Source organism: Methylomonas sp. (genome assembly GCF_023228165.1).
Taxonomy (GTDB): domain Bacteria; phylum Pseudomonadota; class Gammaproteobacteria; order Methylococcales; family Methylomonadaceae; genus Methylomonas.
The window spans coordinates 25565-40229 of sequence record NZ_JALOBS010000024.1 but is presented as its reverse complement, the minus strand read 5'-3'; the positions used below and the strand labels follow the sequence as shown (position 1 = coordinate 40229).

Sequence of the window (14665 nt, the reverse complement as noted above, 5' to 3'; positions counted from 1 at the left end):
TTTTTGCACCAAAAAATAATACTGCACCATTATTTAGCGACTTACTTACTTTCACGCGTCCATTTTTCAGCAAGTGCGTAAATTGTCTGCTGCCCATATTGGAGCGCAATGGCGCGCATCGTATCGATATCAGTTGCGCCCCATTCCATGGCGAGAATACATAAATCTCTTTGTCCGCCACGAGCAGCACCATAAAGCATTTCATTAAAATTTGTCATGCCCCACTCTTTCGCAAGAATACAGATTTTTTTCTTTCCATATTGAGCAGCAATGTAAAGCATTTCATTAAAATTTGTCATGCCCTCCAACGAAGTTGTCGAGGCTCCACCGGAGGTGTCGAGCACTGCGGAGCAGCGACCCCTCTGGGGGAGCCTTCGGCGGGCTTCGCCGAGCATCGCCTCCGGCGGCGACACTGCGTGGAGCCATTCTTTCGCAAGAGTACAGATATTTTTCTTTCCATATTGAGCTGCAACGCGAAGCATTTCATTAGTTGCGTCCTCCAATGAAGTTGTCGAGACTCCACCGGAGGTGTCGAGCCTTCGGCGAGCTTCACAGAGCCATTTTTTTGCAAGATTGCATGTGTTTTCTTTTCCATATTCCGCTGCACTGCGAAGCATTCCGGCAAAATCTGCCACGCCCTCCCGCGTAGCGCTTGATGCTTCGAGCCATTCTTTTGCGAGTTCGCAAGCGGATTCATCTCCTCCACTTGCAGCACCACGGAGCATTTCATCGAATGCCGTTGCGCCCCATTCTTTCGCAAGTTGGCATAAATCTAAATCTCCACAAACAGCAGCGGAATGAAGCATGCCGTCAAAATCGGTTGCGCCTAATCCTTTCGCGATTACACATAATTCAGAATGTCCTTTGATAGCCGCACTACGAAGCATACAATTAAAATCCGTTGCTCCCCAGTTTATTGCCAATTCACACAACACTTTATGCCCGCCAACTGCCGCATACGATAACATATAATTGAAATTAGTTGCGCCCCATTCCCTTGCGAGGATGCATAAATCTTCGTGTCCGTACCACGCGGCAATGCCGAGCATCTCATCGAAATTCGTTGCACCCCATTCCCTTGCGAGCGCGCATAAATCCCTTTGTCCGCCTTTTGTGGCTTCACTAAGCATCATATTGAAATTTGTGGCGCCCCATTCTTTTGCCAGAACACATAAATCTTTATATCCACCACACGCGGCGTAAAACATTTTGTCGAAATCCTCCCATTCATTGGCGAGAACGTACGATTCCTTATGCCTGCCGAACATAGCGTAAAACACTTCGTCGCAATGCACAATGCCCCATTCCCTTGCAAGCATGCACAATTCCTTATGCCCGCCTGCTGCTGCGCCATATAGCATACCACTAAAATCAGTCGCACCCCATTTTTTGGCGAGAATGCAAAGGTCAATGTGTCCGCCAATCGCGGCTTCATTGAGCATATCATTAAAATTAGTTGCGCCCCATTTTTTGGCGAGAACACATAACTCTTCATGCCCACAATACGCGGCTTCACTAAGCATGGTTTCAAAACGTTTCACACCCCATTCTTTCGCGAGAATGCAAACATTTTCATGCCTGCCATTAGTGGCTTCGATAAGCATATCATTAAAATTAGTTGCGCCCCATTTCTTCGCAAGAATACAAATTTCCGCATGTCCATTTTGCGCCGCCACATTAAGCATGTCACAAAATTCATCCTCGCCGAGCACCTCCTTTGGAGGCGAGGCTTCACTGAGCACCTCCTTTGGAGGCGAGCCTTCGGCGAGCTTTTTTGCGACGATACACAGTTTTACGTGATTATTTTTTGCTGCATTTATCAATAAATTGGTCAAATTGCGTTTTTCCCGCGGAATAGGCAATATCTCAGCAAACCGAGTACAAGTTTCACGCAGACGACGCATATCTTTGAAATCACCACCTTGCGTGTAGATTGCTCGAATAAGAAGGTCATCTAAATTAGTTAATGATGGCACTTCTTCTATTTTATTATCTTGTGGGATTGGCGTGCATGGCGTTTTGCACTGATTGTGCCTTTGCAATTGACTGTGATATTTGAAAATCTTGCCACATCGCGCACAATGAATAGGCGATGCTGCAGGTTCCGCCATCGTTATATTTTAGCTTAATCGCGATTTCAATTTATTAAAGGCGATTCGCCAGTTTTTCATCGAAAAAATAATACCATACTGCGCTTATTCTTCGGCGATTCGCGCATTTTTGCGCAGCCATTTTCTGGCAAGCGCGCGAATAGCGCGTTGTCCATATTGAAGCGCAATGGCACGCATCGTGCTAATATCAGTCGCACCCCATTCCACGGCAAGAATACATATCTCTTTTTGTCCACCGCGCGCCGCGCCACAAAGCATTCCATTAAAACCAGTCTCTCCCCATTTTTTCGCAAGAATGCAGATATTTTTCTTTCCATATTGAGCGGCAATATAGAGTAACTCGTCGAAATTCGTTGCGCCCCATTCCTTTGCGAGTATGCATGTGTTTTCATGTCCATATTTGGCGGAAACGCGAATAATCTCATTAAAATCAGTTGCGCCCCATTCTTTTGCGAGGGTGCAAGCAAATTCATTCCCTCCGCTTGCAGCGCCGTGAAGCATCATATTGAAATTTGTCGCGCCCCATTCTTTCGCAAGTTGGCATGAGTCTAAATTTCCATTAATCGCAGCACTGCGAAGCATACCATTAAAATCACTTGCGCCCAATCCTTTCGCAATTATACACAATTCGAATTTCCCCCTGACAGCTGCGCAGCGAAGCATATTATTAAAACTCGTTGCTCCCCAGTTCATAGCCATCTCACACAGGGATTTGTGTCCGCCGAACGACGCGTATGATAGCATATGATTAAAATTGGTCGTTCCCCATTTCATCGCGAGTAAACACAAATCTTTTTGCCCTCTTAACGCTGCATTACCGAGCATACCATCCAAATCTGTCGCGCCCCATTTCTTTGCAAGTTGGCAAATTGCCAATTGTCCGCCATATGCAGCATCACGGAGCATTCTATTAAAATCACTCGCTCCCCATTCCACGGCGAGGATACATATTTTCGATTTTCCTTTTTGTGCCGCCCAACCGAGCATTCCATTAAAATCAGTTGCACCGCGATTTTTGGCAATCGTACATCGCGCTTGTTGACCATTTCTTGCGGCAATGATTAGCAATTCATCTGGCGAACATCTTACTGGCTTCAAAAATATTCTCGCGAATCGCTGGCAAACTTCGTGAAAGCGATACATCTCCTCGGGATAACCCCAAAAATAAATAACGCGAATAAGAAAATCATCTAATTGCATAATAGTCAGTTCGCCTTCGGCTCGACCGCTACGCGGGAGTTCTTCCATTTTGCTATCTTGGGGAATTTCGCTAATTGTCGCGCATGTTATAGATTGTGCCGCCGAGTCGGTCATTAGTATATCTTGGCTCAATTGTGATTTTAATTTATTGAACGCAAGTCGCTCATCAAAAAATAATACCACATCGTGCTTATTCTTTGGCGATTATTCAGCAAACGCGCAAATTCACATAAAGTTTTTATGCCCGCCACATGCTGCATACAATGATGCCTCATTGAAATTAGTTGTGCCCTCCAACGAAGTTGTCGAGGCTCCACCGGAGGTGTCGAGGCTTCGCCGAGCTTCGCCGAGCCATTTCTTTGCGAGTGTACATAAATCTAAATGTCCGCTATATGCGGCACCATTAAGCATAAAATCATAGCATGTTGCACCCCATTCCTTTGCAAGAATGCATAAATCTCTTCGTCCTCTGTATGCCGCATTGCAAAGCATTTCGCCAAAATTAGTTGCGCCGAATTTTTTCGCGAGTTTACATATCTTCCGATATCCTTTTTGCGTTGCAATGCGGAGCATTTCATTGAAATTTGTTGCTCCACGATTTTCGCAATGACACAACGCGCGTATTGTCCGTTATTTGTGGCATCAATTAACAATTTGCCAGGTAAACATTTTTCTGGTTTAGGAAGCAATTCTGCAAATCGCTTACAAACTTCGCGGAAGCGATACATTTCCTCAGGATAGCCCCAAGAATAAATGGCACAAATAAGAGAGTCGTCCAGATGCAGTAGAGTCAATACTTCCATTTTATTAGTTTGTATACGCGCAGATTCAAAAAAAGAGCAACATCGCGCTATTTCACTCGAATCGGCGAAATTGGCATCACTGAGATTCTGCAATCCACTTATCAGCCAAATCGCATATTTCGGAGTGACGTTTCCTTGGCGCCATGAGAAGAAATACGCCAAGATACCCCGACGGAGACGCACAATCTTCCTCTTTACCATTTTCCGCATGAGCGAGCATTCCGGCAAAATCAGTTGCGCCCCATTCCCTTGCGAGAATGCATAATTCGCGATTTCCGTGGCGTGCTGCCTTGCGCAGCATACCATCGAAATCAGTCGCGCCGAAATTCTTCATAAGGACACATGTATCTTTTTGTCCTTTGCGTGTTGCAAATTTTAGTGCGCGATTAAAATCGGTCGCTCCCCAATTCTTCGCAATCTCGCACAGAGTTTTGTGTCCGCCAGCGGCTGCAAACCTAAGTATATCATTTGGATCTACAGTACTCAGCGTTGTCTCGCTTGTTTTATAAGTGCTCCAGTTTTTCGCGAGGACACATAATTCAATTTGACCATTTTCAGCTGCAATGTTAGCCATTGAACGAAATTCAGTTGCTCCTCATTCTTTTGCGAGCTTACATAATTCGACATGCCTGCCGGTAGCTGCGAAACGCAGCATTTCATTCGGATATACAATTCCCCATTCTTTCGCGAGAATGCAAATTTCTCGCCGTCCGCCATTTGCAGCAGCTGCTAACATCATGCTAAAATTAATACTATCACCGCCCCATTCCTTTGCGAGTTTACATAATTCTTCATGTCCATAATACGCAGCTTCATAAAGCATGCCATTATAATCATTTGAGCCCCATTCTTTCATGAGAGAACACAATTCCACACTACCGCTAATTGCTGCCCGACAAAGCACATCGTAATCTGTCGCACCTCGATTTTTTGCGATAATGCATCTGCGTATTTGCCCACTCTCCGCGGCTTCATTTAGTAATGTGTTTGGTTTGTATTTTTTTGGCTGCGGGATAATCGCCGCAAATCGCCGGCAAACCTCGCGAAGTCGATACATTTCCTCTGGATAGCCACATTCGTAAATTGCGAGAATAAGTGCATCATCAAGATAGAGTGTTAAATCCTCCATTTATTACTTATTAATTAATGCCGATTCAAAAAAGAATCAATTGAGCATCTCCGAAATGATTGGAATAACTTTTATCTCGGTCCTTTCGAGAAATATCAAGAATGCAGCAATAAATTCAGAGAATTTATCGCGCTTGATGTTGTGCTCTTAAATTTGTTAAAAATTCGCGAATCGTAGCTAACGGCGCCTCGTCAAGCCTTGGTATGGCAGGCAATGACTCGTGCATCGTTCTATTAATATCATCTCTGGTATTTATTATTTCCATTACTTGTTGGAGCGTTTCGGCGGAATTCGTCGCACCCCAATTTTGTGCGATGATGCAAATATCCAATTTTTCATTTACCGCGGCATGACTCAGCATTCCGTCAAAATCCGTCGCACCCCATTCCTTTGCGAGTATGCAGAGCTCTTTATTTCCAGAAAATGCCGCGTTTCGTAGCATTTCATTAACGTCTATTGGGTCTTCCGGCGGAGTTGTCGAGCTAATCCAATCACGCGCGAGGATACACATTTCTATATCTCCAACGGCAACGGCGAGACGAAACATTCCCACAAAATCAGTCGCGCCCCAACTTTTCGCCAGTACACAGAGTTCTTTATTCTCTGCGAGCGTTGCACTGCGTAGCATTTCATCAAAATTAGTTGCGTTCTTCTCTGGCGATGTCGAGGCTTCATCGAGCCATCTCTTCGCAAGGAAACAAATCTCCATTTGTCCGTCTCTCGCAGCGTAGCTGAGCATTTCCTTGAAATCAATGGTACTTCCGCCCCATTCACGTGCTAACGCGCAAATTTCCGCTTGACCGGTGAGCGCGGCTGCGTAAAGCATTTTATTAAATTGTTTTGCGTGCCAACTCTTTGCGAGCGAACAGATTTGGCGCCATCCATTTCCTGCGGCGCAAAGGAGCATCATTTCGAAATCAGTCGCACCATGTTCTTTTGCGAGCATGCATCGGCGCATTTGCCCCTTTCTCGCAGCTTCGGCGAGCAATATATTAGGGTTGTATTTCACAGGCGGTGAAATTATCCTCGCGAAACGCCTGCAGACTTCGCGAAAGTGGCACATTTCCTCTGGATAGCCGCATTCATAAATCGCGTGAATAAGTGTATCATCGAAACTATCAAATAGAGAATCCATATTATTATTTTGATGCACAGTCAATTCAAAATAAATCAACCCATGCTAGCCATAATCGCCGCTGAAATCTGGTCAAATCACACTCGCATAAATACATTTTTTTATCTTCGCGAATGGCGCGCAAAAAAAGAACCGAACTACTGAGTTACTTCTGCGCTCCATTTGTCCGCCAATGCACACAAATCCTTATTTCCCTGTGCCATCGCGATGAAGCGCATACTATTGAAATCCGTCGCGCCAAAAGACTTCGCAAGAAGACATAGTTCATAGCAATTTATCGATGCTGCGCGGAATAACATCATATTAAAATCTGTTGCCCCGAAAGATTTGGCAAGGATGCACATTTCGCGATTTTTCCAGAGTACGGCGGATTCTAGCATGCCATCGAAATCCGGGTTCGCTGAAGGCTCCCGCGTTGCGGTCGAGCCTTCAGCGAGCTCCACCTTTGGTGTCGAGACTTCGTCGAGCCACTCGTGCGCGAGGAGACACATTTCTGTACTTCCAACGGCTGCGGCAGTGCGAAGCATGTCGTTGGCATCAATCGTTATCCATTCTTTCGCAAGGAAACAGACTTCTCGCCGAGAATGGCGCACAGCTATGTGGAACATTCTATCGAACTTTGTTGCGCCCCATTCTTTTGCGAGTCGGCATATTTCGACTTGTCCACCTTCTGCTGCTCCGCGCAGCATTTTATTAAATTTTGCCGCTTTCCACTCTTTCGCAAGACGGCAAAGCTGAATTTGACCGCCTTTTGCAGCGCCGAAAAGCATCATATTGAAATTGCGCGCACCATAATTTTTCGCAAGTAAACAAATTTCGCGACAGCCGATTTCCGCAGCGCAACACGTTGTATAATCAAAATTCTCATTTGCGAGGGCATATCGGCGCGGCTGCCCCTTTATCGCGGCGTCATAAAGCATGCGAATTGGCGTGTATTTCGTCGGTATTGGGATTAGCGCGGCAAATCGTTTACATGTTTCACGAAGGCGATATATTTCCTCAGGATAAGCACTCACATAAATCGCGAGGATAAGAGAGTCGTCTAAATATTCAAGCGAAAACTGCAATGCCATTATTATCCTTCTTGCGCGGATTTCAAAAAAGAGAGAAAATCTTCAGGGATTTCGCTCAATTTCGCGTGAATTAGCAGTCGCCTCAATTTCTTCGTTTATCCGTTGTTCTGCCAGTTCGCGCATTTCGCGCAACCACGTCTCTGCTAATTCGAGCAATTCAGTGTTGCCACTTTGCATTGCATTCCACCGCATCAAGTAGATTCCAGTCGATGTGACGCCCCAATTCTTTGCAAGAATACAGAGCTCTCGGTTTCCAATTTCGGAAGCCGCATCCAACATTCCATCAAAATTAGTCGCGCCCAATTCCTCTGCAAGTGCGCAGAGTTCTTGGTTTCCGCGTTGTGCCGAGATGACTATCATAAAATCAAAACCAGTTGCCCCGAAAGATTTGGCAAGAATACATAAATCGGCGTTTTCTCGTATGGTCGCGATATGGAGCATTGCGTCAAAGTCAGTTGCGCCATTCTCTTTTGCGATAATACATCGGCGTATTTGATGCATTCCCGCGGCTATGTATAGTAAATTATTCGGGTTATATTTCGTTGGCGGCGGAATTACGTTCGCAAAACGCTTGCAAACCTCGCGAAGGCGGTACATTTCTTCTGGATATCCCCAAGAGTAAATTTCGAGAATGAGAGCATCATCCATGTCCATTAAAGATGCATCGCCCATTTTATTATTTTGTAGGCGCGCAGATTCAAAATGATTATACACAAAAAAAGCACACTTCATCGCGCGCGTATTACGGTTGCTGCATCCACTTTTTCGCAAGGACGCATAATTCTTCATTTTGGTGTAATGTCGCGATACGCAGCATTTCGCCAAAATCGTTCGCGCCCCAACCCTTTGCGAGAAGACAAATTTCTACGTATCCGCCATCAACCGCGCTGCGAAGCATGCCATTAAAATCATTCGCTCCTTGTGTCTTTGCGAGAAAGCACGCATCTTTTTGTCCTTCTTTTGCGCCGTGACAAAGCATTGCATTAAGATAACTTACATTTTGTTTATCAGCAATGGTTCTCCCCATATTTCCACTTTCAGCAGCGCAACTGAGCAAATCGCTGATATCCATCGTATTGAAATATGTGCACCGTCATTTAAAATAGTGACAAATCATCATTCGCGAATTTGGAAGTTGAAGGGGGCGATTGCCCCATCTTCTTTTGAAAATAGGATGTACATTCTAGTCAAGAAGTATACTTTACAAAGGAAAGTTCATGGCAGTATTGCCGCCGACTCTTATTGTCTCAATTCCGCAGCGCTATAAACAAACGTATACTATTCCGGATGCCGCAGATGATTCGCCGAGCGCGCAAAAACTTTCTACTGCTTATTCGAAAGCGGATATCGTTGCCAATTTTGTCAAAGAATACATGGATGATAAAACGCGCTGTTGTGGTGGCGATTTATTCTACATAAGATTTTTATTTGAACAAAATGCAAAAACGATACCGGCAATAGACGAATTTGGCGAATCCCCATTGACGCGCGAAATTATGGCAAAAGGCTTCGATTTCACCGTCATCGCGACTATATTCCGGCAAAATGAAGACGAAGCGACAACGCTATCTTCGGCGTGCATTTCGCAATTGCAATCTATGACTCCAGGGAGGCACAAACGCTTTAATGTCAATATTGACCCACTTCCACAGCAGATATATATCAGCGAATTTGTGGGCAAACGCTTTACGAGAGAAACTCAGATATTTTTCTTTTGAATTTCGAAATGATAGAAGTAACAGAAGTATAGCATAAAGGCTTCGCGACTATTGCTCAATAAAGAGTCAATATATACACTCAATAAATATGCCCTGCGACAAAAAAAGCACTTCGCAAAATAGTAACAATATGGAATGCGAAATAGAACCCGTCGTTCATGCGCGGCAAATAGCTGAGTATGTTGCAGAATATATCTGCGATGGAAATCGCTGTAATTGGGCAAACTATTTCATCATCCAATTTACGGATGAAAAAGAACCAACTGTTTTAGTATGTTTCGCGCGCAATAGTACGTCATTTTATCTCGACACAGAGAGATTGGCGCGCGATATTGAAACGCATGATTCCGGATTTCTAATATCCGCATTTTGCTACGCACGAGACAGAGATATAAAAATAGTTTCAAGTCTGCAGCTGAAAGTTTGCGAGCCGGTGGCGATATCACTTTCTCCACTCGATGAGCAGATTTACGAGCCGCATGCGGCGTACATTATAGAACACATAATGTAGTTCGCCGACCGCTTCGCGAGCTCCACCGAAGGTGTCGAGCCTCCGGCGAGCTCGCGCATATAAAATCAATCGCGTTTTGCACACGCGCAATTAACAAAAAAATGAATCGCCAATGAGCGATTATTTTTTTAATCCACCGCCATATCCGCCAGGGAATCGCAACGAAGATAAACTTCTGCGGAGTCGCCTTTGCGGATTATACATCCTTCGCCATTGTAAATGAGCGAGCCGATATCATATCCCCAAGTGCCGAAACGCCCGCTTATTCTTTTGCGCAGTGTGTCGTGCATTTTTTCCCCATATTCCGCTTCGAGGCGAAATATCTCTTTATAAACAGCCGCATGTGCGTAATAAAGCGAAACCAGCGTCATTGGCACTTCTTCGCTGAATTTCACGCAAAAAGTAGCCACATCATCCAGCGGGAAATCAACGCAGATAAGTATCTGTGTGTTTTGAGTTAATCCCACTATTGGTTGGCGAAGTTGGCGAATTATTTCCAGCGCATTTCGCGCCGGTGAATGCTCCATAATTTTCGAAAGTTCTGCGATTGTGATATCTGTACAATATTTTTTGATTTGCCGATTTAAAAATCCCTCGGAGAGATTGTTTCGCTGATATTCATCGAATAATGGTGCAATAATTCTCACATCATCGCGTTTTCTCCCTGATAAATCGACAATCTCGCGGAGTGCAATCTTCCAGATGGCAGAATGAATTTTCTCTTCGAAATCATAAATATCTTCGAATTTTTCGCTGGGATAGGCAATGTACGCCCCGAGAGATATCGAAGTTTTTGTGCAGCCGTCGGGAACTGTTTCTGCCGGCGGCGCATTGGCGAGTGTTGCTAATTTATATATGCTTTTATGCTCAGGGATATATTCCATGCTCACAATGCCGCGAGGAAGATTCGCCATCTTTATATCCAAAGCGCGCGTTAATTCAAAAAAATAAGAGTTTGAGAATGATTCGATGAAACGACCCTCCCGCACTCTTTTTATTAAGAATCGCAGTCAAGATAGACTTCAATCCATTCTCCGCTCAGCGTCGGATCGCGAATAATATCTCCGTCTCCATTGTAGATAAGGTCGCCTAAATCGTGACCCCAAATGCCGAAGTGCGTGCATGCATTCCGCTGAGCGCCATCTATCTCGCTCGATTCGCGCTGTTTTTCGTACTCTGCTTCAAGCCGATATATTTCTCTGTAAACCGCGGAGTGCACGTAATAGAGAGTTAACAGTGATATTGGCAAATCTTCGCCGAATTTTACGCAAAAAGTTGCCATGCCATCGAGCGGGTACTCAATGCAGAAATTTATACGCGTTTCGCGAGTTACTCCGGCGATTGGCTGATTAAGTTGGCGGATTACATCAAGCGCTTTCTGTGCGGGCGCGCATTTCATAATTTCCGAAAGTTCTGCGATTGTAATATCCAATTCGCGTTCCTCGATTTGTAAATTTAAATTTGCCTCGGAAAGATTACCCCGTTGATATTCATCGAATAGCTGCGCGATAACCTGCACGTTATTGCGCTTTTTTTCGGATAATTCTACGTTATGCTCATCCGCGAGATCATCGAGTGTGGTTTGCCAAATAAGCGAATTAACGCTCTTTTCGAAATCGTTAATGTCATTGCATTGGTCATTCGGGTATGCGATATAGGTACCCAAAGCAATTGGAGTTTTACGGTCGGCTGGAATGGTTTCGCCCTCGGGTGATGCACCATATGCGCATTCATATTCTGGAATGTATTTAATGCTTACTATGCCACTGGGAATCTTTGCCATCTTTATATCAATGTAGACGCGATTTCAAAAAAATACGCTTTGGCACGCGTTATACGGATGGCAATGCTGTGTAAATTTTTTCCAGCATGAGCCTATAGTACGCGAATTCATCAAAATAAAATTTTTATCGCCGCGAAACAGGATTCCGCCAGATTCGCAGGCTTCGGAATATTGCCGCCCTGCATTATAAAGCATAGCGAGTGATTGAACATTTTGTTCATCAGTTGCGTTTTCGTCAATTTCTAATTCAAGCGCCTCAATTGGGCGAATTTGCAGCGATTCTATCCCGCCAGTAATGATATATTTTAATCCACTATGGTGGCAATCATCGATGCGCGCCGCGAGCACTGTGAAATTTGGATAAACTTTTTCTTCACCGGCAACAATTGAGCCGGCTGCAACATCAAGGCTAATTAAATCCTGCTCGGGAATCCACCGAATCGCGCTAATTCCGGCGATTTTCACGCATTCCATTAGATGATGTACTAATCTCGCAACACTAATAAATTTAACAACTCGCGCGGTGCCGAGGCTCTGCTGAGAGTTTGTCGCCTCGTGCTCGCCACTCATTTGCGCGAGAAGAATGCCGACGATGCGATTGCAATTGACGATTCGCACTAATTCGCGTTTCGCGAGCTCCACCGAAGGTGTCGAGGCTCCGCCGAGCTCCACCGAAGGTGTCGAGGCTCCGCCGAGCTCCACCGAAGGTGTCGAGGCTCCGCCGAGCTCGCCGAAGGCTCGACCGCAACGTGGGAGCTCGCCGAAGGCTCGACCGCAACGCGGGAGCTCGCGCAAAGCGCTCGAGCCAGAGGCGAGCTTTTCTATTGTTTGATTATAAGTGGCTGTCGTTGACATTTCTATATATTCTTTGCGCCGATGCTATTCAAAAAAAGAAGCTGGAGGAGATTATTTTTTGAAAGGAGTTATGCGAAATATAATGGATTCCATCACTCTTTCGCCTTTCGCCTGGCAAGGGGTAATCGAGCAAATTGCCGATTATCGCACTCTTTGGCGCGTGAGAGCAGTTTCACGCGATTTTCGCGATATCGCGGATAAGATTATTGCGAAGAAAAGCAGGTTTACGCTCGATCTGGCAATGGCAAAACGCGAATCGTCATGCAGCCACTTATATTTTCGAGATGTTGGCAGATATTGTACGTGTGCCGATATTACACCTTTGGTGAAATCGGGCGATTTCGCGAACAAATTTTATGACAAGGTGTTCCGCGGCGCTTGTTGTTTTGGAAGGACGGATATATTCGATTTAATCCACGAACTGTTGAAATTGTATTGCTTTGTCGATTTTGTTAAATATGCGTGCAAATATCGCAGAATCTCTATCATGAGTCGTTGGTTTATTCATATCGGGAATACGAAGAATATTTGTATGAGATTATTCCCACCGGGGAAAAATGTTTCGGCAGATGCAAATAGAGCTTATCTCGCGTGGCATCACGAGACTTTCTCCAGGCGTGACGATTACGCAGTAACAATCGCAGCATATGCGGGGAAAATTGGTGATGCGTCATTTTTAGAAAAAAATGGAATAAAGGCAGATGAAAGACTTGATACGCTATTTTGCATAAATGCAATCGAATATGGACACGTCAGCGCTATTAAACATCCGATTGATTGGCACGATGAAGAGTGGATCTTGCGTTCGGGCGAAGTATACAAAAGTCTCGATAGGGATTTAATCAAGACTTTTGAACTTATTCATGGTTATTCCATTAAAAATCGTCACGGTCATACATTGCCAGCCGCGATCAAGAGAAATAGACAAGACATTATTGAATGGATTTTATCCGAAACTGAGACGCTCGGAGACCTCTCTGATATGTTGTTTTTCGCCGCGAAGAAGAGAAATTTCACTGCCATTTGTGCGATTTTGGCAAAAAGCGATCCACCATCCACTTATTTGCATGTTGCAGCGCTGCGTAATATTTTAGAACGGGTCGAATATTATGGCGATATGTTTGTTATCGGGAATCTCAACAAGATAATCAGCGAATTAAGCGCAACATCGCCGGAGCATTAATCTTTTTTTTGAATGGCGCATCTCGGAGATTAACTGAATAATGGATATTTGCACGCTTTCGCCATTTACTTGGCAAGAAATAATTGAGAAAATCGTCGATTATCGCGTGCTTTGGTGTATTCGAGCCGTTTCACGCGATTTTCGCGATATTGCCGATATGCTTATCGCAAAGAAAAGCCGGTTCACGCTCGATCGCGCACTGGCAAAACGCGAATCGCCGTGCCGCTATTTATATTTCCAGGATGTCGGCAGATATTGCACTCGCGCTGATATCGCGCTTTTCGTAAAATCGGGTGCAAAACTGAGTGAATGTGAATATATTATTCGGGGTGTTTGTAGTTTTGGAAGAATCGATTTGATTGATTTACTGCATACAAGTCCGTTGTTACTCGAATTATGCGATTTTACTAAGCCGGCGTGCAAATATCGCAGAATTTCGATTATGCGCCGATTATTAGATTATTACGCTGGAAGCGAAAATAAATGTATGAAACTATATCCGCCGGGAAACGGTGTTTCAGCGGATGCGAACGCGGCTTATCTTGCATGGCACAAAGAAACTTTCTCCGGAAGATTTATCGATTACGCAGAAACAATCGCGGCATATGCCGGAATGATTGGTGATAGAACATTTTTAGAAAAATGCGGACTAACGATGGATAGCGCAAAATACAAATTATTTTGCTTTAATGCAATTAAATATGGACATACGAGTGTCATCGAACGCCCAACCAATTGGGAAGATTGTTTTTGGAGCTCTCATTCAATCGAAATATACGAAAGTCTTGACAGAAATCTAATCGAGACTTTTGAGCACAATTATGGTCGCGATGTTAGCAATCTTCATTATCATACTCTACCAGTCGCAATCAAGAAAAATAGGCAAGATATCATCGATTGGATTTTATCGGAAACCGAAATAACGAGCATTCCCACTGGTTCACTTGTGAACGCGGCAAAGAGAAGCAATTTCGCAACTTTTTGCATACTTTTAATAAAATGTACCCTATTGCCGGGAGCTCCAAAAATACTCAGTGCAACGCTGCGCGCTATTTTTGAAATAATGGAATACCGCGGCGATACGGACGCTATAGAAAAACTCAATAAATTACTAAATGGCGAGCCAAGCACAACTTCGCAGGAACATTAATCTTTTTTTGATTT

15 protein-coding genes are annotated in these 14665 nt (G+C 44.4%); 3 read left to right on the top strand and 12 right to left on the bottom strand.

From position 1 onward, the window contains the following. Positions 1–41 precede the first annotated feature (41 nt). From M0R33_RS17230 to M0R33_RS17190, 9 genes are all read right to left on the bottom strand, one after another. Positions 42–2111, bottom strand: coding sequence for a hypothetical protein (locus M0R33_RS17230; protein ID WP_292572057.1), 2070 nt, complete (start codon positions 2109–2111; stop codon positions 42–44). An 84-nt stretch (positions 2112–2195) separates the two neighbouring features. Continuing rightward, positions 2196–3494, bottom strand: coding sequence for a hypothetical protein (locus tag M0R33_RS17225; RefSeq protein ID WP_292572054.1), 1299 nt, complete (start codon positions 3492–3494; stop codon positions 2196–2198). A gap of 194 nt (positions 3495–3688) precedes the next feature. After that, positions 3689–4114, bottom strand: a complete 426-nt coding sequence (locus M0R33_RS17220) for a hypothetical protein (RefSeq protein ID WP_292572051.1) — start codon at positions 4112–4114, stop codon at positions 3689–3691. 76 nt (positions 4115–4190) lie between these two features. Continuing rightward, positions 4191–4688 (bottom strand): hypothetical protein, encoded by a 498-nt coding sequence (locus tag M0R33_RS17215; protein WP_292572048.1) that lies wholly within the window; start codon positions 4686–4688, stop codon positions 4191–4193. Positions 4689–4709: 21 nt separating this feature from the next. Continuing rightward, on the bottom strand, positions 4710–5243 hold the full coding sequence (locus M0R33_RS17210; protein ID WP_292572046.1) for a hypothetical protein: 534 nt from the start codon (positions 5241–5243) through the stop codon (positions 4710–4712). Between the two features lie 124 nt (positions 5244–5367). After that, positions 5368–6396: a hypothetical protein gene (locus tag M0R33_RS17205; RefSeq protein WP_292572044.1), complete on the bottom strand. Its 1029-nt coding sequence runs from the start codon at positions 6394–6396 to the stop codon at positions 5368–5370. Between the two features lie 119 nt (positions 6397–6515). Next, entirely contained in the window at positions 6516–7451 is a 936-nt protein-coding gene (locus M0R33_RS17200) for a hypothetical protein (protein ID WP_292572042.1), read from the bottom strand. A 42-nt stretch (positions 7452–7493) separates the two neighbouring features. Next, positions 7494–8183, bottom strand: a complete 690-nt coding sequence (locus M0R33_RS17195; protein WP_292572039.1) for a hypothetical protein — start codon at positions 8181–8183, stop codon at positions 7494–7496. A gap of 10 nt (positions 8184–8193) precedes the next feature. Then, complete coding sequence (locus M0R33_RS17190) at positions 8194–8523, bottom strand: hypothetical protein (RefSeq protein ID WP_292572037.1); 330 nt, start codon at positions 8521–8523, stop codon at positions 8194–8196. A 145-nt stretch (positions 8524–8668) separates the two neighbouring features. On the opposite strand from M0R33_RS17190, the gene M0R33_RS17185 reads away from it, so the two are divergent. Then, on the top strand, positions 8669–9169 hold the full coding sequence (locus M0R33_RS17185; RefSeq protein ID WP_292572034.1) for a hypothetical protein: 501 nt from the start codon (positions 8669–8671) through the stop codon (positions 9167–9169). A 639-nt stretch (positions 9170–9808) separates the two neighbouring features. Here the strand turns inward: M0R33_RS17185 and M0R33_RS17180 are convergent. The 3 genes from M0R33_RS17180 to M0R33_RS17170 form a co-directional block, all read right to left on the bottom strand. Then, entirely contained in the window at positions 9809–10594 is a 786-nt protein-coding gene (locus M0R33_RS17180; protein WP_292572031.1) for a hypothetical protein, read from the bottom strand. 83 nt (positions 10595–10677) lie between these two features. After that, the gene (locus M0R33_RS17175; RefSeq protein ID WP_292572029.1) at positions 10678–11463 is read right to left on the bottom strand and encodes a hypothetical protein; all 786 of its coding nucleotides are present in this window, start codon (positions 11461–11463) and stop codon (positions 10678–10680) included. Positions 11464–11487: 24 nt separating this feature from the next. Next, entirely contained in the window at positions 11488–12318 is an 831-nt protein-coding gene (locus M0R33_RS17170) for a hypothetical protein (RefSeq protein ID WP_292572027.1), read from the bottom strand. Positions 12319–12400: 82 nt separating this feature from the next. Here M0R33_RS17170 and M0R33_RS17165 point away from each other — a divergent pair, with 82 nt between their 5' ends. Further along, the gene (locus M0R33_RS17165) at positions 12401–13501 is read left to right on the top strand and encodes a hypothetical protein (protein ID WP_292572024.1); all 1101 of its coding nucleotides are present in this window, start codon (positions 12401–12403) and stop codon (positions 13499–13501) included. A gap of 40 nt (positions 13502–13541) precedes the next feature. Further along, positions 13542–14651, top strand: a complete 1110-nt coding sequence (locus M0R33_RS17160) for a hypothetical protein (RefSeq protein ID WP_292572022.1) — start codon at positions 13542–13544, stop codon at positions 14649–14651. Positions 14652–14665: the final 14 nt, after the last annotated feature.

What these genes read in the sequence shown, in the direction of transcription:
- M0R33_RS17185 (WP_292572034.1), top strand. Translation starts at nt 8,669, where the DNA reads ATGGCAGTATTGCCGCCGACTCTTATTGTCTCAATTCCGCAGCGCTAT.
- M0R33_RS17180 (WP_292572031.1), bottom strand. Translation starts at nt 10,594, where the DNA reads ATGGCGAATCTTCCTCGCGGCATTGTGAGCATGGAATATATCCCTGAG.
- M0R33_RS17230 (WP_292572057.1), bottom strand. Translation starts at nt 2,111, where the DNA reads ATGGCGGAACCTGCAGCATCGCCTATTCATTGTGCGCGATGTGGCAAG.
- M0R33_RS17200 (WP_292572042.1), bottom strand. Translation starts at nt 7,451, where the DNA reads ATGGCATTGCAGTTTTCGCTTGAATATTTAGACGACTCTCTTATCCTC.
- M0R33_RS17165 (WP_292572024.1), top strand. Translation starts at nt 12,401, where the DNA reads ATGGATTCCATCACTCTTTCGCCTTTCGCCTGGCAAGGGGTAATCGAG.
- M0R33_RS17215 (WP_292572048.1), bottom strand. Translation starts at nt 4,688, where the DNA reads ATGGCTAACATTGCAGCTGAAAATGGTCAAATTGAATTATGTGTCCTC.
- M0R33_RS17175 (WP_292572029.1), bottom strand. Translation starts at nt 11,463, where the DNA reads ATGGCAAAGATTCCCAGTGGCATAGTAAGCATTAAATACATTCCAGAA.
- M0R33_RS17195 (WP_292572039.1), bottom strand. Translation starts at nt 8,183, where the DNA reads ATGAAGTGTGCTTTTTTTGTGTATAATCATTTTGAATCTGCGCGCCTA.
- M0R33_RS17160 (WP_292572022.1), top strand. Translation starts at nt 13,542, where the DNA reads ATGGATATTTGCACGCTTTCGCCATTTACTTGGCAAGAAATAATTGAG.
- M0R33_RS17190 (WP_292572037.1), bottom strand. Translation starts at nt 8,523, where the DNA reads ATGGATATCAGCGATTTGCTCAGTTGCGCTGCTGAAAGTGGAAATATG.
- M0R33_RS17220 (WP_292572051.1), bottom strand. Translation starts at nt 4,114, where the DNA reads ATGGAAGTATTGACTCTACTGCATCTGGACGACTCTCTTATTTGTGCC.
- M0R33_RS17210 (WP_292572046.1), bottom strand. Translation starts at nt 5,243, where the DNA reads ATGGAGGATTTAACACTCTATCTTGATGATGCACTTATTCTCGCAATT.
- M0R33_RS17170 (WP_292572027.1), bottom strand. Translation starts at nt 12,318, where the DNA reads ATGTCAACGACAGCCACTTATAATCAAACAATAGAAAAGCTCGCCTCT.